Origin of the sequence: Pseudomonas sp. PA-4-8C (assembly GCF_021606625.1) — a bacterium.
Classification (GTDB): domain Bacteria; phylum Pseudomonadota; class Gammaproteobacteria; order Pseudomonadales; family Pseudomonadaceae; genus Aquipseudomonas; species Aquipseudomonas lactis.
This window is the reverse complement of record NZ_WKCD01000031.1, coordinates 1-19,950: the sequence shown is the minus strand read 5'-3', so window position 1 is coordinate 19,950 and position 19,950 is coordinate 1. Positions and strand designations below refer to the sequence as shown.

Here is a 19,950-nt window from a genome sequence, read left to right as displayed (position 1 = left end):
CGCCCTCCGGTTTTTCGCGAGCAAGCTCGCTCCTACAATGGGTTGCATTTCGAGATCAGGCCGGCTGCGCGGCGCCGAATGCCCCCTGGCGCAGCAACAGCACTACCAACCCCAACGCCCCGGCCGCCATCAGCAGCGGCAGCGCATGCCCGCTGATCCACTGACTGCCCGCTCCTGCCACCAGCGGCCCGATCAGGCAGCCAATGCCCCACAGCTGCGCCACGTGAGCGTTGGCACGCACCAACGCATCGTCGCGGTAGCGCTCGCCAATCAAAATCAGCGACAAGGTAAACAAACCGCCGGCACTGGCGCCGAACAGCACCCACACCGGCCAGATCAGCAACGTGTGCATCAATAACGGCACCGCCAGGCTCGACGCCAGCAACAGCAGCGCACAGGCCAGGAACAAGGTCCGTCGCGGCAGGTAGTCGGCCAACGCGCCAATAGGCAATTGCAGCAACGCATCGCCCACCACCACCGTACTGACCATCGCCAAGGCGATCTCGGCGGTAAAACCCTGTTGCAGGCAGTACACCGGCAACAACGTCAGGATCATCGCTTCGAAGGCTGCGAACAACGCCACGGCCCAGGCAATCGCCGGCAGGCCCAGGCAAAAGCGCCACAGGTCGCCAAACGTCACGCTGAACGAATCCGCCGTCGGTGCCCCGGTACGTCCCAGCAACAGCAGCGGCGCCACCACCAAAAGGCCCGCGCCGACCCAGAAACCGTAGTCATGGTCGGTGCCAATCAGGCCCAGCAGCAACGGCCCCGAGAGCTGGCTCAAGGCATAGCTGCAGCCATACAGCGCCACCAGGCGGCCACGCCATTGCTCGACCACCAATTGGTTGATCCAGCTTTCGCCAAGGATGAAGACGATGGTCAGGATCACCCCGATCATCAGCCTGAGCACCAGCCACACCGGGTAACTGGGCAGGATCGCCAGCAAGCCGATGGACACCGCACCGGCCCACAGGCACAGGCGCATCAGGTTGGCAGTGCCGAGCCAGGACGCCATACGGCTGGAAACCTTGGCCCCCAGCAGCACGCCGAACGCCGGCATCGCCGCCATCACGCCAATGGCGAAACTGCCATACCCCCAGCCTTCAAGACGCAGGGACACCAACGGCATGCTGACACCCAGGGCCAGGCCAACGCTGAGTACCGAGGCCAGCACGGCGAAATAAGTCGCCCAACGCATTGCCACGCTCCTGTGGATAATTCTGGTTTGCAAAACGAACTGTAGGAGCGGACCTGTGCGGGAGCTGGCTTGCCTGCGATGCAGACGCCTCGGTGTGTCAGCCACACCTCGGAGATGCTATCGCAGGCAAGCCAGCTCCCACACAAGCTCGCTCCTACAGGAGGATCAGCAGTGTTGCTTAGAGCTTGATCCAGGTCGCTTTCAGCTCGGTGTACTTATCGAATGCATGCAGTGACTTGTCGCGGCCATTACCCGACTGCTTGAAACCACCGAACGGTGCGGTCATGTCGCCGCCGTCGTACTGGTTAACCCACACGCTGCCGGCACGCAGAGCCTTGGCCGTCAGGTGCGCCTTGGAGATATCCGCCGTCCACACCGCTGCGGCCAGGCCGTATTGGGTGTCGTTGGCGATGGCGATGGCTTCTTCGGCGCTGTCGAAGGTGATCACCGACAGGACTGGGCCAAAGATCTCTTCCTGGGCGATCTTCATGGCATTGGTCACGCCGTCGAAAATCGTCGGCTCGACGTAGGTGCCGCCGGACTCTTCCAGGGTGCGCTTGCCACCTGCGACCAGCTTGGCGCCGTCGGCGTGGCCGGCTTCAATGTACGAAAGCACGGTATTCATCTGCTGCGTATCCACCAAGGCACCCACAGTGGTGGCTGGGTCCAGTGGATTGCCGGGTTTCCAACCCTTGAGGGCTTCGATCACCAGCGGCAGGAAGGTGTCCTTGATCGAACGCTCGACCAGCAGGCGCGAACCGGCGGTGCAGACTTCGCCCTGGTTGAAGGCAATGGCACTGGCGGCGGATTCGGCGGCCGCTTGCAGGTTCGGCGCATCGGCAAACACGATGTTCGGGCTTTTGCCACCGGCTTCCAGCCAGACACGCTTCATGTTCGACTCACCGGAGCGGATCAACAGTTGCTTGGCGATCTTGGTGGAGCCCGTGAACACCAGGGTATCAACATCCATATGCACCGCCAGGGCGTTACCCACGGTGTGGCCATAGCCAGGCAGCACGTTGAACACGCCTTTAGGAATACCGGCCTCTACGGCCAGCGCGGCAATGCGGATGGCAGTCAGCGGGGATTTTTCGGACGGCTTCAGGATGACAGAGTTACCGGTGGACAGCGCCGGGCCGAGTTTCCAGCAGGCCATCATCAGCGGGAAGTTCCACGGCACGATGGCGCCAACGACACCCACGGGCTCGCGGGTCACCAAGCCCAGTTGATCGTGGGGCGTGGCGGCGACTTCGTCGTAGATCTTGTCGATCGCCTCGCCGCTCCAGCTCAGGGCTTGCGCCGCGCCGGGGACGTCGATGTTCAGGGAATCGCTGATGGGCTTGCCCATGTCCAGGGTTTCGAGCAGCGCCAGCTCTTCGGCATTGGCCTTGAGCAGCGCGGCGAAACGGATCATGACGGACTTGCGCTTGGCCGGCGCCAGGCGCGACCACACGCCGGAATTGAAAGTGGCACGCGCATTTTCCACGGCGCGCTGGGCGTCGCTGGCATCACAGCTGGCGACAGTGGCCAGCAAGCGCCCATCCACCGGGCTGATGCATTCGAAGGTGTCGCCGGAAACGGCGGCGGTGTACTCGCCATTGATATAGGCGCGGCCTTCGATCTTCAGAGCCTTGGCGCGTTGTTCCCAGTCGGCACGGGTCAGGGTGGTCATGCGAGTGTCCTCCTCTTATTGAATACAAGGGCCTGGGAGGTTTATCCCGGCGCCATCACAAATGCTTGCCCGACCAGCCTGCTGTTCGGCTCAAGGCAGCTGCCACCCTAAACCAGCGGCTGGGGATGTTTCAATATATTTGACATAACGGCGGCAAACGCCCTTGCGATGTTCATTTTAATAAACATAGACTTTGGGCTCTCCAACCGCAGGCCAGACGGGAAATGCACATGAGCATCCAGGACATCGTCGATTTCAGCCAAGCCAACACCGCCCCCGAACGTTACCGCCCTGCCGCCGAGAAAATCCTCAAGGGCGATCCCGAGCAGACACTCTACAACCACTACAACAGCCCATGCGGCCAGATGAACGCCGGCGTCTGGGAAGGTGAAGTGGGCCAGTGGAAGGTCAACTACACCGAGCATGAATACTGCGAGATCGTGCAAGGCGTGTCGGTGTTGCGCGATACCGAGGGAAATGCCAAGACCCTGCGGGCCGGCGACCGCTTTGTGATCCCTGCCGGCTTCAGCGGTACCTGGGAAGTGCTGGAAGCGTGCCGCAAGATCTACGTGGTGTTCGAAGAGAAAGCCTGATCATTGATTGATCGACAACGGGACGCTGAGCGTCCGAGACGGCATTCCCACGCAGAGCGTGGGAACGATCAGCAGAGCGTGGGAACGATCATCCCAGGCAAAAAAAAGCCCGCATCGTGAGATACGGGCTTTTTTTCACAAGGAAGAAAATCAATTACTTGATTTTGCCTTCTTTGTAGATCACGTGCTTGCGAACGCGCGGGTCGAACATTTTCTTTTCGAGCTTGTCCGGGGTAGTACGCTTGTTCTTGTCGGTAGTGTAGAAGTGACCAGTACCGGCGCTAGAGATCATTCGAATCAATTCACGCATGATAGAGCTCCTTAGATCTTGCCAGCGGCACGGATTTCGGCCAGCACGACAGTGATGCCACGCTTGTCGATAATACGCATGCCTTTAGCAGATACACGCAGGCGAACAAAACGTTTCTCTTCTTCAACCCAGAAGCGGTGATGCTGCAGGTTCGGCAGGAAACGACGACGGGTTTTGTTATTTGCGTGGGAAATGTTATTCCCAGTCACCGGACCCTTACCGGTAACTTGACAGACTCTCGACATGCCTCAGCCCTCTAAAACCACATGCCCAACCCGGCATGGGTTGGCCGCTTAATCTCTCAGTCATTTGGCGCCAGGCGCCGCGTTTCTTTAGGGTCTTACCGGCTACACCTACAGTGAAGGAACCGGGCCCCTAGAAAAGAGCGCTGCTTTATACCAGAAAGACCCCAGTGCAACAACAACCTGTGTATTTTTAGCAGCGTACATCTTGGCCACAAGTGCCTGAACCGCTGCCAGGAGGGGCCGCTGTAACAGCCGACCGATCGTCGCACAGAATGATTTACAACGCCTGCGGTCACAGGGAAGTGCACGGCGCAACACGCGCAGGCGCCATCAAAACAGCATTTGCGCCAAAAGCACAGGCAAAAATGGGCTAGTCATTTATCAATCAGACCTCTACGGTAGGCTTTTTCCAGACTGCACTCGCAGATGGGCCTTCGATCTGCACAGGAAACCGAATATGCGCCTCGCTGCCCTACCGCTATTGCTTGCCCCTCTCTTTATTGCGCCGATGGCCGTTGCGGCCACCAATTTGAGCGTTTGCACCGAGGCCAGCCCCGAAGGGTTCGATGTGGTGCAGTACAATTCGCTGACCACCACCAACGCCTCGGCCGATGTGCTGATGAACCGCCTGGTGGAATTCGACGCGGCCAGTGGCAAGTTGGTACCCAGCCTTGCAGACAGTTGGGAAGTGTCGCCCGATGGGCTCACGTACACCTTCAAGCTGCATCCCGATGTGAAATTCCATCGCACCAGCTATTTCAGCCCAAGCCGCACCCTGACCGCCGAAGACGTGCGCTTCAGCTTCGAGCGCATGCTCGACCCGGCCAACCCGTGGCACAAGATCGCCCAGAGCGGCTTTCCTCACGCCCAATCCCTGCAATTGCCTACACTGGTCAAGAAAATCGACGCCCTTGACCCGCTGACCGTGCGCTTTACCCTCGACCACGCCGACTCCACCTTCCTACCGGCGCTGAGCATGGGTTTTGCCTCGATCTACCCGGCCGAATATGCCGACAAACTGCTCAAGGCCGGTACACCCGAAAAGCTCAACAGCCAGCCCATCGGCACCGGCCCGTTTGTGTTCGTGCGTTTCCAGAAAGACGCCGTGGTGCGCTACAAGGCCAACCCGGACTACTTCGCCGGCAAACCGGCGGTGGATAACCTGATTTTCGCCATCACCCCGGACGCCAACGTACGCCTGCAGAAGCTGCACCGCGATGAATGCCAGATCGCCCTGTCGCCCAAGCCTCTGGATGTGGGCGAAGCCGAAAAGGACCCAGCACTCAAAGTCGAGAAAACCGCTGCGTTCATGACCGCATTCGTCGCCATCAACAGCCAGCACCCGCCGCTGGACAAGCCCGAAGTACGCCAGGCAATCAACCTGGCCTTTGATAAGGGCAGCTACCTCAAGGCCGTGTTCGAAGGCACCGCCGAAGCGGCCAACGGTGTCTACCCGCCGAATACCTGGAGCTATGCCAAAGAGTTGCCAGGCTACCCGCAGGACCTCGCCAAAGCCAAGGCGCTGCTGGGCCGCGCCGGGCTCAAGGACGGCTTCAAGACCACGATATGGACCCGCCCTACCGGCAGCCTGCTCAACCCCAACCCGAACCTCGGCGCCCAACTGTTGCAGGCTGACCTGGCCAAGGTTGGCATCCAGGCCGAGATTCGCGTGATCGAATGGGGCGAGTTGATCCGCCGCGCCAAGGCCGGCGAGCACGACTTGCTGTTCATGGGCTGGGCCGGCGACAACGGCGACCCGGATAACTTCCTGACGCCGCAGTTCTCCTGTGCCGCGGTAAAGTCCGGCACCAACTTCGCCCGCTATTGCGACCCCACTCTGGATAAGTTGATCAGTGCCGGCAAAACCACCAGCGAGCAAGGTGTGCGCAGCAAGCTGTATCAACAGGCCCAGGCGCAGATCCAGCAACAAGCGCTGTGGTTACCGCTGGCGCACCCAACGGCGTTTGCCTTGACCCGCAAGAACATCGATGGGTACCAGGTAAGCCCGTTCGGCCGCCAGGACTACTCGAAGGTCAGCCTCAAGCCCTAAGCCCCACCACCTGTAGGAGCGAGCTTGCTCGCGAAAATCGACAACGATGACGCGGCAAGCCTGACGCCCCGCGGGGTTCTCAGGTTTTTCGCGAGCAAGCTCGCTCCTACAGACAGAGGCGGGGTTATTACAGCCAACCGTATTCAGCCATCGACAACGGATCACCATCGCCCACGATGATGTGGTCCAGCACACGCACATCCACCACATCCAGCGCCTTTTGCAGCAATTTGGTCAATTTTCGATCAGCCGCGCTGGGCTCCGCGCTCCCCGACGGGTGGTTGTGACACAGGATCAACGCCGCCGCGTTGTACGCCAAGGCGCGCTTGACCACTTGTCGCGGATAGACAATCGCAGCGTCGATGGTGCCTTGGAACATGGCCTCGAACCCCAGCACCCGATGCTTGGAATCCAGGAACAGGCAACCGAAGATCTCATGGGGCTCATGGCGCAGCAGTGCCTTGAGGTACTCGCGCACGGCCAGCGGGCTTTCCAGCACCGAGTCAGCCCGCAAGCGCTCTGCCAGGTGGCGCCGGGACATTTCCAGCACCGCCTGCAGTTGAGCGAACTTCGCCGGGCCCAGCCCCAGATGCTGGCTAAACAGCGTCTGGCTGGCCTCCAGTAACGGGCGCAGGCCACCGAATTGCGCCAACAGATGGCGCGCCAGGTCGACCGCACTTCGGCCGGCAACCCCCGTACGCAAAAAGATCGCCAACAGTTCGGCATCGGACAGGCTTGCCGCGCCGCCTTCCAACAGCTTCTCCCGCGGACGCTCCGCCACGGGCCAATCACGAATACTCATCCCACCTCCCTGTATCTGCTCCGCTGTTGCCCGGCGGGCGCTGTGTTATCGTAGGGCCCTCTTTTTTGCCGGCGATTTCACCTGGGGAGGGGTCATCGCAGGCGTCACTGAACTGGCATCACTGAACTGGAAAGGCAAACCAATGCAGCGTCTGTATCGGAAACGCATCGTTCTCGGCGTCGGCGGCGGCATTGCCGCCTACAAGAGCGCAGAGTTGGTTCGCAGGCTCCTGGACCAGGGCGCCGAAGTGCGCGTGGTCATGACCCGTGGTGGTAGCGAGTTCATCACCCCGCTGACCATGCAGGCCCTGTCCGGCCACCCGGTTCACCTCGACCTGCTGGACCCGGCAGCAGAAGCCGCCATGGGCCATATCGAACTGGCCAAATGGGCCGACCTGGTGCTGATCGCCCCGGCCACCGCCGACCTGATCGCCCGTCTGGCCCAGGGCATTGCCGATGACCTGCTCACCACCCTGGTATTGGCCACCGACGCCACCGTCGCTATCGCACCGGCCATGAACCAGGCCATGTGGCGCGACCCGGCCACCCAGGCCAATACCCAACTCCTGCAAACCCGTGGCCTCAAGGTGTTCGGCCCGGCGTCCGGCAGCCAGGCCTGCGGCGACGTCGGCCTGGGCCGCATGCTCGAAGCCACGGACCTCGCGCAGTGCGCCGCCGAGTGCTTCCAGCACCTGGCCCTGACCGGCAAGCACGTGCTGATCACCGCCGGCCCAACCCAGGAAAACATCGACCCGGTGCGCTACATCACCAACCATAGCTCAGGAAAAATGGGCTTCGCGTTGGCAGAAGCTGCGGTCGAAGCAGGCGCACGCGTCACACTGATCACCGGCCCCGTGCATCTGCCCACCCCTGATCGCGTCACGCGAATCGACGTAGTCAGCGCTCGGGACATGTTGGCGGCCTGCGAAGCCGCCATCCCCTGCGACCTGTTTATCGCCTCGGCAGCGGTTGCGGATTACCGCCCGGAGGTCGTCGCCCCGCAGAAGCTCAAGAAAGACCCTACGAGCGGCGACGGCCTGCTCCTGCAAATGGTGCGTAACCCAGACATCCTGGCCACCATCGCTACCCGTCCAGACCGCCCGTTCAGCGTCGGCTTCGCTGCCGAGACCGAGCACCTGCTGGACTACGCCGCACGCAAACTGAAAGACAAAAACCTCGACCTGATCGTTGCCAATGATGTCGCCAACCCGAGCATCGGCTTCAACAGCGAGGAAAATGCGTGCAGCGTGATCGACCGCGAACTGCACGCCACCCTTTTCGCCCAGACCAGCAAGGGCAAGATTGCCCGCCAACTGATCTCTTTTATCGCCCAACGGCTGAACCAGGTTTAATCTCCATGCACGCTTTGCAAGCCAAGATCCTCGATCCACGCCTCGGCAACGAGTTCCCCCTGCCGGCCTACGCCACGCCGGGCTCCGCCGGCCTGGACCTGCGCGCCATGCTCAAGGAGGACACCGTCCTTGAGCCGGGCCAGACCATCCTGATTCCCACCGGCCTGTCGATCTATGTCGGCGATCCTGGCTTGGCGGCGCTGATCCTGCCGCGCTCCGGCCTGGGTCACAAACATGGCATCGTGCTCGGCAACCTGGTCGGCCTGATCGATTCGGACTACCAGGGCGAGTTGATGGTGTCGTGCTGGAACCGTGGCCAGACTGCTTTCAACATCGCCATCGGCGAGCGCATCGCCCAGTTGGTACTGGTGCCGGTGGTGCAGGCGCATTTTGAATTGGTGCAGGAATTTGACGAAACCCAACGCGGCGCAGGCGGTTTTGGGCATTCCGGCAGTCACTGACTAAGCTGAACGTGGCCGGACGCCATCGTCCGGCCACGCGCCACCGCCCGGCTTTTCAGGATGAAGAATGCGCGGAAATAATCATCGAGATTTCTCTAATGAAATCAAAGGACTACGTAAAAACAATGCTAAAGCCAGAGCGCCGATGGCATTTTTACACCACGAACTCTCTGCCGAAAACGCCGTCATACCCTTCAGTTTGAGCCTGCCGGCCAGCCACATCAGGCCAGCCTTGCCCCCTTTCAGATGGAGTTTCCCCCGCGATGAGTACCGCAGCCCGCGTAGCCCCGACCTTTCCCGACAGCATTTTTCGCGCCTATGACATCCGTGGCGTGGTCCCCAAGACCCTGACCGCCGAAACCGCCTACTGGATCGGCCGCGCCATCGGCTCCCAGAGCCTGGCCCAGGGCGAACCCAACGTTTCGGTAGGCCGTGACGGCCGCTTGTCCGGCCCGGAGTTGGTCGAGCAACTGATCCAGGGCCTGGCTGACAGCGGCTGCCACGTCAGCGACGTCGGTCTGGTACCAACCCCCGCGCTGTACTACGCCGCCAACGTACTGGCGGGCAAATCCGGGGTCATGCTTACCGGCAGCCACAATCCGTCGGACTACAACGGCTTCAAGATCGTCATCGCTGGCGACACCCTGGCCAATGAACAGATCCAGGCCCTGCACACCCGCCTGAAGACCAACGACTTGACCAGCGGCACCGGCAGCATCACCAAGGTCGATATCCTCCAGCGCTACTCCGATGAAATCACCCGCGACGTCAAGCTCGCCCGCCGCCTGAAAGTCGTGGTGGACTGCGGCAACGGCGCAGCGGGCGTGATTGCCCCGCAACTGCTCCAAGCCCTGAACTGCGAAGTGATCCCACTGTTCTGCGAAGTGGACGGCAACTTCCCCAACCATCACCCAGACCCAGGCAAGCCGGAAAACCTGGTGGACCTGATCGCCAAGGTCAAGGAAGTGGGCGCCGACGTCGGCCTGGCCTTCGATGGCGACGGCGACCGTGTAGGCGTGGTGACCGAAACCGGCGAGATCGTGTTTCCGGACCGCCTGCTGATGCTGTTTGCCCGTGACGTAGTGGCGCGCAACCCCAACGCCGAGATCATCTTCGACGTGAAATGCACTCGCCGCCTCACGCCATTGATCAAGGAATACGGCGGTCGCCCGCTAATGTGGAAGACCGGTCACTCGTTGATCAAAAAGAAAATGAAGGAAACCGGCGCGCTGTTGGCCGGCGAAATGAGCGGCCACGTGTTCTTCAAGGAGCGCTGGTTCGGGTTTGACGATGGTATTTACAGCGCCGCTCGTCTGCTGGAGATCCTCAGCAAGGAGAAATCCACGGCGCAAGAGCTGTTTCAGACCTTCCCGAATGATATTTCTACGCCTGAGATCAATATCCATGTGACCGAGGAGAGCAAATTCAGCATCATTGACGCATTGCACGATGCGCAATGGGGTGAAGGCGCCAACCTGACCACCATTGATGGTGTGCGAGTCGATTACGCCAAAGGCTGGGGCCTGGTTCGCGCGTCCAACACCACACCGGTGCTGGTCCTGCGTTTCGAGGCGGATACCGAAGCGGAGTTGCAGCGCATCAAGGACGTGTTCCACGCCCAGTTGAAACGTGTTGCCCCTGATCTCCAATTACCGTTCTGATTTTTTGCCCGGAGCCCTGAATGACCCTCGAACGCGAAGCCGCTGCCAACACCGCCAAGGTCCTGTCCGAAGCGTTGCCTTATATTCGACGCTACGTCGGCAAGACGCTGGTGATCAAGTACGGCGGCAATGCCATGGAAAGCGACGAGCTGAAAACCGGCTTTGCTCGCGACATCGTGCTGATGAAGGCCGTAGGGATCAACCCGGTGGTCGTTCACGGCGGCGGCCCGCAAATCGGCGACCTGCTCAAGCGCTTGTCGATCGAGAGTCACTTCATCGATGGCATGCGTGTCACTGACGCGCAAACCATGGACGTGGTGGAAATGGTCCTCGGCGGCCAGGTCAACAAAGACATCGTCAACCTGATCAACCGCCACGGCGGCAGCGCCATCGGCCTGACCGGCAAGGATGCGGAGCTGATCCGTGCGAAAAAGCTCACCGTTACCCGCAAGACACCTGAAATGACCCAGCCGGAAATCATCGACATCGGCCAGGTGGGTGAAGTGGTGGGCGTAAACACCGACCTGCTCAACCTGCTGGTCAAGGGTGACTTCATCCCGGTGATCGCGCCGATCGGCGTGGGCGCCAATGGCGAGTCGTACAACATCAACGCCGACCTGGTGGCGGGCAAAGTGGCAGAAGCGTTGAAGGCTGAAAAGCTGATGCTGCTGACCAACATCGCCGGCCTGATGGACAAGGAAGGCAAGGTACTGACCGGCTTGACCACCCAACAGGTGGACAACCTGATTGCCGACGGCACCATCTACGGCGGCATGCTGCCCAAGATCCGCTGCGCGCTGGAAGCGGTGCAAGGCGGCGTCGGCAGCTCGCTGATCATTGATGGCCGCGTGCCGAATGCGGTGCTGCTGGAAATCTTCACGGATACCGGTATGGGCACGCTGATCAGTAACCGCAAGCGTTCTTAATCGCCGCAAAGCAAAAGGCCCCGCTCAATTGAATTGAGCGGGGCCTTTTGTTTGTACACAGTTCAAATGTGGGAGCTGGCTTGCCTGCGATGACGGCAGTACATTCAAAAATGCACCGCCTGACACACCGCTATCGCGGGCAAGCCTGCTCCCACAGGGGTCAGTGTCAGACGCCGAACTGCTCGCGGTATGCACGCACAGCTGGCAAATGCTGCTTGAGCTGCGGGTCATCTTCCAGGAACTGCAACACCTGGTTCAACGACACGATGCTCACCACCGGAATGCCGAAATCACGCTCCACTTCCTGGATCGCCGACAATTCACCGTTGCCGCGCTCCTGGCGGTTCAAGGCGATCAGCACGCCAGCAGCCTTGGCGCCGTCCTGGGATGCGATGATCTGCATCACTTCACGGATCGCAGTGCCCGCGGTGATCACGTCATCGATGATCAGCACATCGCCGGTCAATGGCGCGCCGACCAGGCTCCCGCCTTCACCATGGGCCTTGGCTTCCTTACGGTTGAAACACCACGGCAAGTCCTGCCCGTGATGCTCCGCCAGGGCGACCGCCGTCGCCGCAGCCAGGGGAATACCCTTGTAGGCCGGGCCAAAGAGTACGTCGAAGGAAATACCGCTCTCAACGATGGCTGCCGCATAGAAACGGCCTAGCTGAGCCAGGGCCGAACCTGAGTTGAACAGGCCCGCATTGAAGAAGTACGGGCTGGTGCGCCCGGACTTGAGGGTGAACTCACCGAAGCGTAAAACGCCGCGATCGATGGCAAAACGAATGAAATCGCGCTGATACGCCTGCATGAAAAAAGCCTCAGATACCACGGATTTAGCTAATTGGGTGGACGGCGTGTATCATACACGCACGCGATTTTTGGGGCCATTTATGCGGATCATCAGTGTGAACGTTAATGGTATTCAGGCTGCAGTCGAGCGTGGTTTGCTCAGTTGGCTGCAAGCACAGAATGCCGACGTCATCTGCCTGCAGGACACCCGTGCCTCCGCCTTTGAACTGGACGACCCAGCCTTCCAACTGGATGGCTACTTCCTTTATGCCTGCGATGCCGAAGTGCCCACCCAAGGTGGCGTGGCTTTGTACTCGCGGTTGCAACCCAAGGCGGTCATCAGCGGCCTCGGCTTCGAGACAGCCGACCGCTACGGGCGTTACCTGCAAGCCGATTTCGACAAGGTCAGCATCGCGACCTTGCTGCTTCCTTCCGGGCAGAACGGCGATGAAGACTTGAACCAGAAATTCAAGCTAATGGACGATTTCGCCCGTTACTTGGATAAACAGCGACGCAAACGTCGCGAGTACATTTATTGTGGCTCGCTGTACGTGGCGCAACAGAAGCTGGATATCAAGAACTGGCGCGACAGCCAGCAATCCCCAGGTTTCCTGGCGCCGGAACGCGCCTGGATGGACGAGATTGTCGGCAACATGGGCTATGTCGATGCCCTGCGCGAAGTCAGCCGCGAAGGCGACCAGTACAGCTGGTGGCCGGATAACGAACAGGCTGAGATGCTCAACCTGGGCTGGCGTTTCGACTACCAGCTGCTGACCCCGGGCCTGCGCCGGTTCGTGCGCAGTGCACGCCTGCCGCGCCAGCCGCGCTTCTCGCAGCACGCGCCGCTGATCGTGGACTACGACTGGACATTGACCATCTGAGGTCATTCTCCAGGCACAAAAAAACCGACAGTGATGTCGGTTTTTTTGTGGCCGCTCGGTTACTTGACCAGGCGCCAGGTCCACGGATACCGGTAGGCAATGCCTTTGTTGGCCTTGATACCGGCGATGATCGTGAGTATCAACGCCCCGATCACCAGCACGGTCATCAGCAAGAAGCCGACCACCACGAAGCCCAGCAGCAGGCACACCAGCCAGGCGATCGCCACGGTGATCTGGAAATTCAGCGCCTCCTTGCCCTGGTCATCGACGAGCGGGTCCATGTCCTTCTTGAACTGCCACAGGATCAACGGCCCCAGCAAGCTGCCGAAGGGGAATACCAACCCCAGGAATGCCGCGAAATGACACAACATTGCCCACTGGCGTACTTCCTTGGACGGTGCCGGAACCGGCAACTGGCTGTCATTCATGGCGCTTCTCCTTGGGGCCGGCTCAGTCAGCCAGCGCGGCGTTCTGCAATTCAAAAATTTCGGTCATGCCCTTCTGGGCCAAGGCCAGCATGGCGTTCAGCTCAGCCGGCTGGAATGGCGCGCCTTCGGCAGTGCCCTGCACTTCAATGAAACCACCGGTGCTGGTCATGACCACGTTGAGGTCGGTCTCGGCGGCCGAGTCTTCCAGGTAGTCCAGGTCCAGCACAGGCTCGCCCTGGTACATGCCAACCGACACAGCGGCGATCATCTGCTTGAGCGGGTCACCCGCTTTCAGGCCGCCACGCTTCTTGATCACTTTCAAAGCGTCAACCAGGGCCACCATGGCGCCGGTAATGGATGCCGTGCGGGTACCGCCGTCAGCCTGGATCACGTCGCAGTCAACATAGAGGGTGACGTCACCCAGCTTGGACATATCCAAAGCGGCACGCAGGGAACGACCGATCAAGCGCTGGATTTCCAGGGTGCGCCCGCCTTGCTTGCCACGGCTGGCTTCACGCTGGTTACGCTCGCCAGTGGCGCGCGGCAGCATGCCGTATTCAGCGGTCAACCAACCCTGGCCCTGGCCCTTGAGGAAGCGCGGCACGCCGTTTTCGACGCTGACAGTGCAGATGACCTTGGTATCGCCAAACTCGACCAGTACAGATCCCTCGGCGTGTTTGGTGTAGTTGCGGGTGATGCGGATCGAGCGGAGCTGATCGGCAGCGCGACCACTTGGACGTTTCATAGGGGATACCTGTACTGAGGACGAAAAACTGCCGAGCATTATAGAGCCGCAAGCCGGTTCGAGGCACTTCTAAAAAATCCGGTTACTAATGCCCGTGTTTGGGTGCCCCCTCCCACTGCGCTACAATCCTGCGCCTCCAGACGGTAGGAGCGAGCTTGCTCGCGAAAAACGTCAACGATTACGGGGCCTTCCTGATTCAACGCGGTGCCCTTGCGTTCTTCGCCAGCCAGCTCGCTCCTACAGGTCGGCCTGGTCAATTTCTATTTATCCAACGCGAGGTACCTCCATGGTGCACAGCATGACCGCCTTCGCCCGTGTCGAAAAAGCCGGGGCCCAAGGCACCCTCAGCTGGGAACTGCGCTCGGTCAACAGCCGTTACCTGGAGCCGCACCTGCGCCTGCCAGAGTCGTTCCGCGACCTCGAAGGAGCGGTGCGTGAAGCGCTGCGCCAGGGGATCTCCCGTGGCAAGCTGGAATGCACCTTGCGCTTTACCGAAGAAACCACCGGCAAGCCGCTGCAGGTTGACCGCGACCGCGCCGCCCAACTGGTGGCCGCGGCCGAAACCATCGCTGGACTGATCAAGCAGCCGGCCGCATTGAACCCTCTGGAAGTATTGGCCTGGCCCGGCGTGCTGGTGGCCGACGCGGCCGACCCGCAGGCCCTGAATGCCGAAGCCCTCGCCCTGTTCAACCAGGGCCTGAAGGAACTCAAGGCCGGCCGCGAGCGCGAAGGCGCCGAGCTGGCGCGCCTGATCAACGAGCGGCTGACGTCGATCGAAGCCGACGTGGTGACCCTGCGCGAACTGGTACCGCAGATGCTCGCCACCCAGCGCCAGAAGGTCCTCGACCGCTTTACCGACATGAAAGCCGACCTCGACCCGACGCGCCTGGAACAGGAAATGGTCCTGCTCGCGCAGAAGAGCGACGTGGCCGAAGAACTCGACCGCCTGAGCACCCATATCCTTGAAGTGCGCCGCGTACTCAAGTCGGGCGGTGCCGCCGGTCGGCGCCTGGACTTCCTGATGCAGGAACTCAACCGCGAAGCCAATACACTGGGCTCCAAGGCGTTCGACCCGCGCAACACCACGGCGGCGGTCAACCTCAAAGTGTTGATCGAGCAAATGCGCGAACAAGTACAGAATATTGAGTAAGGCACCCTCCATGACCCACAGCACCGGCACCCTTTACATCATTTCCGCCCCTTCGGGCGCGGGCAAGAGCAGCCTGGTCAAGGCCTTGACCGACGCCGACGAGCAGATCCGCATTTCGGTCTCCCACACCACCCGCGCCATGCGCCCGGGCGAGGTAGACGGCGTGCACTATCACTTCGTCGAGCGTACCGAGTTCGTCAAGATGATCGAACACGGTGACTTCCTCGAGCGCGCCGAAGTGTTCGGCAATCTCTATGGCACCTCGCAAAGCCACCTGCAGCAGACCCTGGACGAAGGCCACGACCTGATCCTGGAAATCGACTGGCAGGGCGCCGAACAAGTGCGCCAACTGATGCCCAAGGCTCGCTCCATCTTCATCCTGCCGCCCTCGCTCCAAGCCCTGCACCAGCGCCTGACCAACCGCGGCCAGGACAGCGACGAGATCATCGAGGGGCGCATGCGTGAGGCCGTCAGCGAAATGAGCCACTACGTCGACTACGACTACCTGATCATCAATGATGACTTTGCCCACGCACTGGACGATTTGAAGGCGATTTTCCGCGCCAACCAACTGCAGCAAAAGCGCCAACAGCAACGTTTCGGCAAATTACTCGCCGAATTGCTCGGCTGATTGGCTCTTCCCAAAACAGCTGCAAGGGCCTTACATTGGCACTTGTAGCGGTTTTGCGAAGGCCTGCCAAAAATCAGCGCTTCCCTAAACGCTGGTGATTTTTTAAACTGCTCAGTCCGCTCGCCCAACCGGGCAGCGCGCATCTTGCATTCGCTCCGAGGAATACCATGGCCCGCGTAACCGTTGAAGACTGCCTAGAACACGTGGATAACCGCTTTGAGCTGGTCATGCTCTCTACCAAGCGTGCCCGTCAACTGGCCACTGGCGGCAAAGAGCCCCTGGTCCAGTGGGAAAACGACAAGCCTACCGTTGTAGCCCTGCGTGAAATCGCTGAAGGCCTGATGAGCTACGAGTTCATCGCCAACGCCGAAATCGTTGAAGACGAACCGCTGTTTGCAGCGTTCGAAGGCGAGTCCAACGAGGACGTCTAAGCCTATGCCTGGTCGACGTAGCACGGCGCGGGGTCACAGCCATCGGCAGGAGTTCACACTTTGCCGAGCATAGACGCCCTCGCCGATCGCTTATCGGCCTACCTCGGCGCCGACCAGGTCAACCTGGTTCGCCGAGCGTATTTCTACGCCGAACAAGCCCACGACGGCCAACGCCGCCGTAGCTGCGAGGCGTATGTCACCCATCCTCTTGCGGTGGCCAATATTCTTGCCGACATGCACATGGACCATCAGAGCCTGATGGCCGCGATGCTGCATGACGTGATCGAAGACACCGGCATTGCCAAGGAAGCGCTCAGTGCGCAATTTGGCGAAACCGTGGCCGAACTGGTCGATGGGGTCAGCAAGCTGACCCAGATGAACTTCGAGACCAAGGCCGAAGCCCAGGCGGAAAACTTCCAGAAAATGGCCATGGCCATGGCCCGAGACATTCGGGTGATCCTGGTCAAGCTGGCCGACCGGCTGCACAACATGCGCACGCTGGAAGTGCTGTCCGGCGAAAAACGCCGGCGCATCGCCAAGGAAACCCTGGAAATCTATGCGCCCATCGCCAACCGGCTGGGCATGCACGCCATTCGTATCGAATTCGAAGACCTTGGCTTTAAAGCCATGCACCCCATGCGCTCGGCGCGCATCTACCAGGCGGTCAAGCGCGCACGGGGCAACCGCAAGGAAATCGTCAACAAGATCGAAGAGTCCCTGAGCCATTGCCTGGCGATCGACGAGATCGAGGGCGAGGTCAGCGGCCGGCAGAAGCACATCTATGGCATCTACAAGAAGATGCGCGGCAAGCGTCGCGCCTTCAACGAGATCATGGATGTGTATGCGTTCCGGATCATCGTCGACAAGGTCGATACCTGCTACCGCGTACTAGGCGCTGTACATAATTTGTACAAGCCCCTGCCGGGCCGCTTCAAGGATTACATCGCAATTCCCAAGGCCAACGGCTACCAGTCGCTGCATACCACCCTGTTTGGCATGCACGGCGTGCCGATCGAGATCCAGATCCGCACCCGCGAAATGGAAGAGATGGCCAACAACGGCATCGCCGCCCACTGGCTGTACAAATCCAGCGGCGACGAGCAGCCCAAAGGCACCCATGCCCGTGCGCGCCAATGGGTCAAGGGCGTGCTGGAAATGCAACAACGTGCCGGCAACTCCCTGGAATTTATCGAAAGCGTGAAGATCGACCTGTTCCCGGACGAGGTCTACGTGTTCACGCCTAAAGGTCGGATCATGGAGCTGCCTAAAGGCTCCACGGCGGTCGACTTTGCCTACGCAGTGCACACCGATGTCGGCAACAGCTGCATCGCCTGTCGCATCAACCGGCGCCTGGCCCCGCTGTCCGAACCGCTGCAAAGCGGTTCCACGGTGGAGATCGTCAGCGCACCGGGCGCTCGCCCGAACCCGGCCTGGCTCAACTTTGTGGTCACCGGCAAGGCACGTACGCATATTCGCCACGCGCTGAAATTGCAGCGCCGCTCCGAGTCCATCAGCCTGGGCGAACGCCTGCTGAACAAGGTACTCAACGGCTTCGACAGCGCCCTGGACAAGATCCCGCAAGAGCGCGTGCAAGCGATGCTCCACGAGTACCGCCAGGAAACCATCGAAGACCTGCTGGAAGACATCGGTCTGGGCAACCGCATGGCCTACGTGGTTGCGCGCCGCCTGCTGGGCGAAGGCGAACAGCTGCCGAGCCCGGAAGGCCCGCTGGCGATTCGCGGCACCGAGGGCCTGGTGCTCAGCTACGCCAAATGTTGCACGCCGATCCCGGGCGACCCGATTGTCGGCCACTTGTCCGCAGGCAAAGGCATGGTGGTGCACCTGGACAACTGCCGCAACATCACCGAAATCCGCCACAACCCGGAAAAATGCATCCAGCTCTCGTGGGCCAAGGATGTCACCGGCGAATTCAACGTCGAGCTGCGGGTGGAGCTGGAACACCAGCGCGGCCTGATCGCCCTGCTGGCCAGCAGCGTCAACGCCGCCGACGGTAATATCGAGAAAATCAGCATGGACGAACGCGATGGTCGCATCAGCGTGGTCCAACTGGTGGTCAGCGTGCACGACCGCGTGCACCTGGCCCGCGTGATCAAAAAGTTGCGCGCCTTGACCGGTGTGATCCGCATCACCCGCATGCGTGCATAACCGATCCATTACAAGGAGTCATTCATGACCAAGACAGTTATCACCAGCGATAAAGCTCCAGCTGCCATCGGCACTTATTCCCAGGCGATCAAGGCGGGCAACACCGTCTACATGTCCGGCCAGATCCCGCTGGACCCAAAGACCATGGAACTGGTTGAAGGCTTCGAAGCCCAGACCGTACAGGTCTTTGAAAACCTCAAGTCCGTGGCTGAAGCTGCCGGCGGTTCGTTCAAGGACATCGTCAAGCTGAACATCTTCCTCACTGACCTCAGCCACTTCGCCAAGGTCAACGAGATCATGGGCAAGTACTTCGAACAACCTTACCCAGCCCGCGCCGCCATCGGCGTTGCCGCCTTGCCAAAGGGCGCACAGGTTGAGATGGACGCCATTCTGGTCATCGAATAAAACACCCGGCGCAGCCCCAACAGGCTGCGCCGACTTCGTTTCAGAAGGATTTCGTAATGCGCAAAGCGCTTGTAGCCTCCTCGTTGCTCGCCCTGTTGCTCGGCGGCTGCGCCAGCAACCCCGCCGACCTGGATGTGAGCGGCACCTGGATCAACCAGGCCGCCATCGACGCGGCAGCCAAGGGCGGCCCTTTGCGTGAAGCCCTGCAATCCTATGGCCCCAACCTTGAGTGGGAGGTCAACACCAAGGCCTTGCAGGCGCGCTACTACAACGGTTTTGAAGTGGCGGAAGGCAAGCTGTCGGGTGAAAAACCCGGCGCGTGGAACGTGGACTTCTATGGCAGCTCTGCCACCGAACTCAAACGCAAAGGCAAGCAACTGCTGCAAGTGGCCAACGACAATGAGCCCGAGCAGCTGTTTGCCCGCGCCAAAGACCCGGCCCCAGAAGGCGCGCCACTGGGCGCCAACTTCGAACGCGCACTTTACGCGGCCTACATGGGCGGCGACTGGAAGATCAGCGACGGCACCGGCAGCGGCGCCACGGTGCAGTTCCAGGCTGACGGCAAGGTCGCCGGCCTGCCGGGGGTTGATCGTTATTCACTCTGCCTGGCAGGCGACTGCGCCTCCATGAGCGGCGGCTATGACAGCATCTGGCTGCAACTGAACGGCCAGGGCAACCCTTGGATCTTCGCGCGCAAGGGTGAGCAACTGGAGATCTTCCAGGCGATCAATACCGCGCAGGCCGATGAAGTGCCTTCGTTTACGCCAGGCCCGCGCCAATGGCTGCTTGAAAAGTAATAAAAGCCTCACCTGAATCAAAATGTGGGGGCTGGCTTGCTTGCGATGACCATAGATATCTACACAACTCTGTAGCGTTCAACGGTAACCACGATGCGAAGCGAGCCGCTCTTGATCTGCTTTTGATTTCAGGCGCCCCGTTAAACCACGCTGGCCGGAATTCGACAGGGATTTGGGGGGTAAACCGGCAGGGATGCCGGTTTAGCCGCCCCGCGCCATGGATGGCGCGTGGCGGCGGCCCCCCAAATCACTGGC

The 19,950-nt window shown here is 60.6% G+C and carries 20 protein-coding genes and 1 pseudogene; 13 read left to right on the top strand and 8 right to left on the bottom strand.

Features of this window, described 5'->3' with window-relative positions:
* Positions 1-55: 55 nt before the first annotated feature.
* Both GIW04_RS08240 and GIW04_RS08235 read right to left on the bottom strand, forming a co-directional pair.
* Positions 56-1,198 (bottom strand): MFS transporter, encoded by a 1,143-nt coding sequence (locus GIW04_RS08240; protein ID WP_034134058.1) that lies wholly within the window; start codon positions 1,196-1,198, stop codon positions 56-58.
* 178 nt (positions 1,199-1,376) lie between these two features.
* Entirely contained in the window at positions 1,377-2,870 is a 1,494-nt protein-coding gene (locus GIW04_RS08235) for an aldehyde dehydrogenase (RefSeq protein ID WP_003195472.1), read from the bottom strand.
* A 230-nt stretch (positions 2,871-3,100) separates the two neighbouring features.
* Here GIW04_RS08235 and GIW04_RS08230 point away from each other — a divergent pair, with 230 nt between their 5' ends.
* Complete coding sequence (locus GIW04_RS08230) at positions 3,101-3,463, top strand: cupin domain-containing protein (RefSeq protein ID WP_003195474.1); 363 nt, start codon at positions 3,101-3,103, stop codon at positions 3,461-3,463.
* Positions 3,464-3,617: 154 nt separating this feature from the next.
* On the opposite strand, the gene rpmG is transcribed toward GIW04_RS08230, so the two are convergent.
* Together rpmG and rpmB are read right to left on the bottom strand one after the other, a co-directional pair.
* Positions 3,618-3,773 (bottom strand): 50S ribosomal protein L33, encoded by a 156-nt coding sequence (gene rpmG / locus GIW04_RS08225; RefSeq protein WP_003176906.1) that lies wholly within the window; start codon positions 3,771-3,773, stop codon positions 3,618-3,620.
* Positions 3,774-3,784: 11 nt separating this feature from the next.
* On the bottom strand, positions 3,785-4,018 hold the full coding sequence (gene rpmB, locus GIW04_RS08220) for a 50S ribosomal protein L28 (protein ID WP_003176907.1): 234 nt from the start codon (positions 4,016-4,018) through the stop codon (positions 3,785-3,787).
* Positions 4,019-4,475: 457 nt separating this feature from the next.
* Here rpmB and GIW04_RS08215 point away from each other — a divergent pair, with 457 nt between their 5' ends.
* Positions 4,476-6,068 (top strand): ABC transporter substrate-binding protein, encoded by a 1,593-nt coding sequence (locus GIW04_RS08215; protein ID WP_120247455.1) that lies wholly within the window; start codon positions 4,476-4,478, stop codon positions 6,066-6,068.
* A 127-nt stretch (positions 6,069-6,195) separates the two neighbouring features.
* Here the strand turns inward: GIW04_RS08215 and radC are convergent, their stop codons facing one another.
* Positions 6,196-6,870 carry a RadC family protein gene (gene radC / locus GIW04_RS08205; protein WP_003195479.1) on the bottom strand — a complete coding sequence of 225 codons (675 nt, stop codon included), beginning with the start codon at positions 6,868-6,870 and terminating at the stop codon, positions 6,196-6,198.
* 142 nt (positions 6,871-7,012) lie between these two features.
* Between radC and coaBC the strand changes: the two genes are divergently transcribed.
* The 4 genes and pseudogenes from coaBC (at position 7,013) to argB (ending at position 11,269) form a co-directional block, all read left to right on the top strand.
* Positions 7,013-8,221 (top strand): bifunctional phosphopantothenoylcysteine decarboxylase/phosphopantothenate--cysteine ligase CoaBC, encoded by a 1,209-nt coding sequence (gene coaBC, locus GIW04_RS08200; protein WP_003195481.1) that lies wholly within the window; start codon positions 7,013-7,015, stop codon positions 8,219-8,221.
* Positions 8,222-8,226: 5 nt separating this feature from the next.
* Positions 8,227-8,682, top strand: a complete 456-nt coding sequence (gene dut / locus GIW04_RS08195) for a dUTP diphosphatase (protein WP_003195482.1) — start codon at positions 8,227-8,229, stop codon at positions 8,680-8,682.
* A 254-nt stretch (positions 8,683-8,936) separates the two neighbouring features.
* Positions 8,937-10,343: pseudogene (locus GIW04_RS08190) on the top strand (phosphomannomutase/phosphoglucomutase); the annotation flags it as partial.
* A 20-nt stretch (positions 10,344-10,363) separates the two neighbouring features.
* Positions 10,364-11,269 (top strand): acetylglutamate kinase, encoded by a 906-nt coding sequence (gene argB, locus GIW04_RS08185; protein ID WP_120247453.1) that lies wholly within the window; start codon positions 10,364-10,366, stop codon positions 11,267-11,269.
* Positions 11,270-11,435: 166 nt separating this feature from the next.
* On the opposite strand, the gene pyrE is transcribed toward argB, so the two are convergent.
* Positions 11,436-12,080, bottom strand: coding sequence for an orotate phosphoribosyltransferase (gene pyrE, locus GIW04_RS08180; RefSeq protein WP_003195489.1), 645 nt, complete (start codon positions 12,078-12,080; stop codon positions 11,436-11,438).
* 82 nt (positions 12,081-12,162) lie between these two features.
* On the opposite strand from pyrE, the gene GIW04_RS08175 reads away from it, so the two are divergent.
* Positions 12,163-12,942, top strand: coding sequence for an exodeoxyribonuclease III (locus tag GIW04_RS08175; RefSeq protein WP_003195493.1), 780 nt, complete (start codon positions 12,163-12,165; stop codon positions 12,940-12,942).
* A 59-nt stretch (positions 12,943-13,001) separates the two neighbouring features.
* Here the strand turns inward: GIW04_RS08175 and GIW04_RS08170 are convergent, their stop codons facing one another.
* The gene (locus GIW04_RS08170; RefSeq protein ID WP_032894534.1) at positions 13,002-13,370 is read right to left on the bottom strand and encodes a DUF4870 domain-containing protein; all 369 of its coding nucleotides are present in this window, start codon (positions 13,368-13,370) and stop codon (positions 13,002-13,004) included.
* Between the two features lie 22 nt (positions 13,371-13,392).
* Positions 13,393-14,115: a ribonuclease PH gene (gene rph / locus GIW04_RS08165; protein ID WP_003195497.1), complete on the bottom strand. Its 723-nt coding sequence runs from the start codon at positions 14,113-14,115 to the stop codon at positions 13,393-13,395.
* Positions 14,116-14,401: 286 nt separating this feature from the next.
* On the opposite strand from rph, the gene GIW04_RS08160 reads away from it, so the two are divergent.
* From GIW04_RS08160 to GIW04_RS08135, 6 genes are all read left to right on the top strand, one after another.
* Entirely contained in the window at positions 14,402-15,265 is an 864-nt protein-coding gene (locus GIW04_RS08160) for a YicC/YloC family endoribonuclease (RefSeq protein ID WP_120247452.1), read from the top strand.
* Positions 15,266-15,275: 10 nt separating this feature from the next.
* On the top strand, positions 15,276-15,896 hold the full coding sequence (gene gmk, locus GIW04_RS08155; RefSeq protein WP_003195506.1) for a guanylate kinase: 621 nt from the start codon (positions 15,276-15,278) through the stop codon (positions 15,894-15,896).
* Between the two features lie 167 nt (positions 15,897-16,063).
* Entirely contained in the window at positions 16,064-16,327 is a 264-nt protein-coding gene (rpoZ, locus tag GIW04_RS08150; protein ID WP_003195508.1) for a DNA-directed RNA polymerase subunit omega, read from the top strand.
* Between the two features lie 60 nt (positions 16,328-16,387).
* Positions 16,388-18,493 carry a bifunctional GTP diphosphokinase/guanosine-3',5'-bis pyrophosphate 3'-pyrophosphohydrolase gene (spoT, locus tag GIW04_RS08145; RefSeq protein WP_236270245.1) on the top strand — a complete coding sequence of 702 codons (2,106 nt, stop codon included), beginning with the start codon at positions 16,388-16,390 and terminating at the stop codon, positions 18,491-18,493.
* A 24-nt stretch (positions 18,494-18,517) separates the two neighbouring features.
* Complete coding sequence (locus tag GIW04_RS08140) at positions 18,518-18,898, top strand: RidA family protein (protein WP_003176922.1); 381 nt, start codon at positions 18,518-18,520, stop codon at positions 18,896-18,898.
* 56 nt (positions 18,899-18,954) lie between these two features.
* Entirely contained in the window at positions 18,955-19,695 is a 741-nt protein-coding gene (locus tag GIW04_RS08135; protein ID WP_003195513.1) for a hypothetical protein, read from the top strand.
* Positions 19,696-19,950 lie beyond the last annotated feature (255 nt).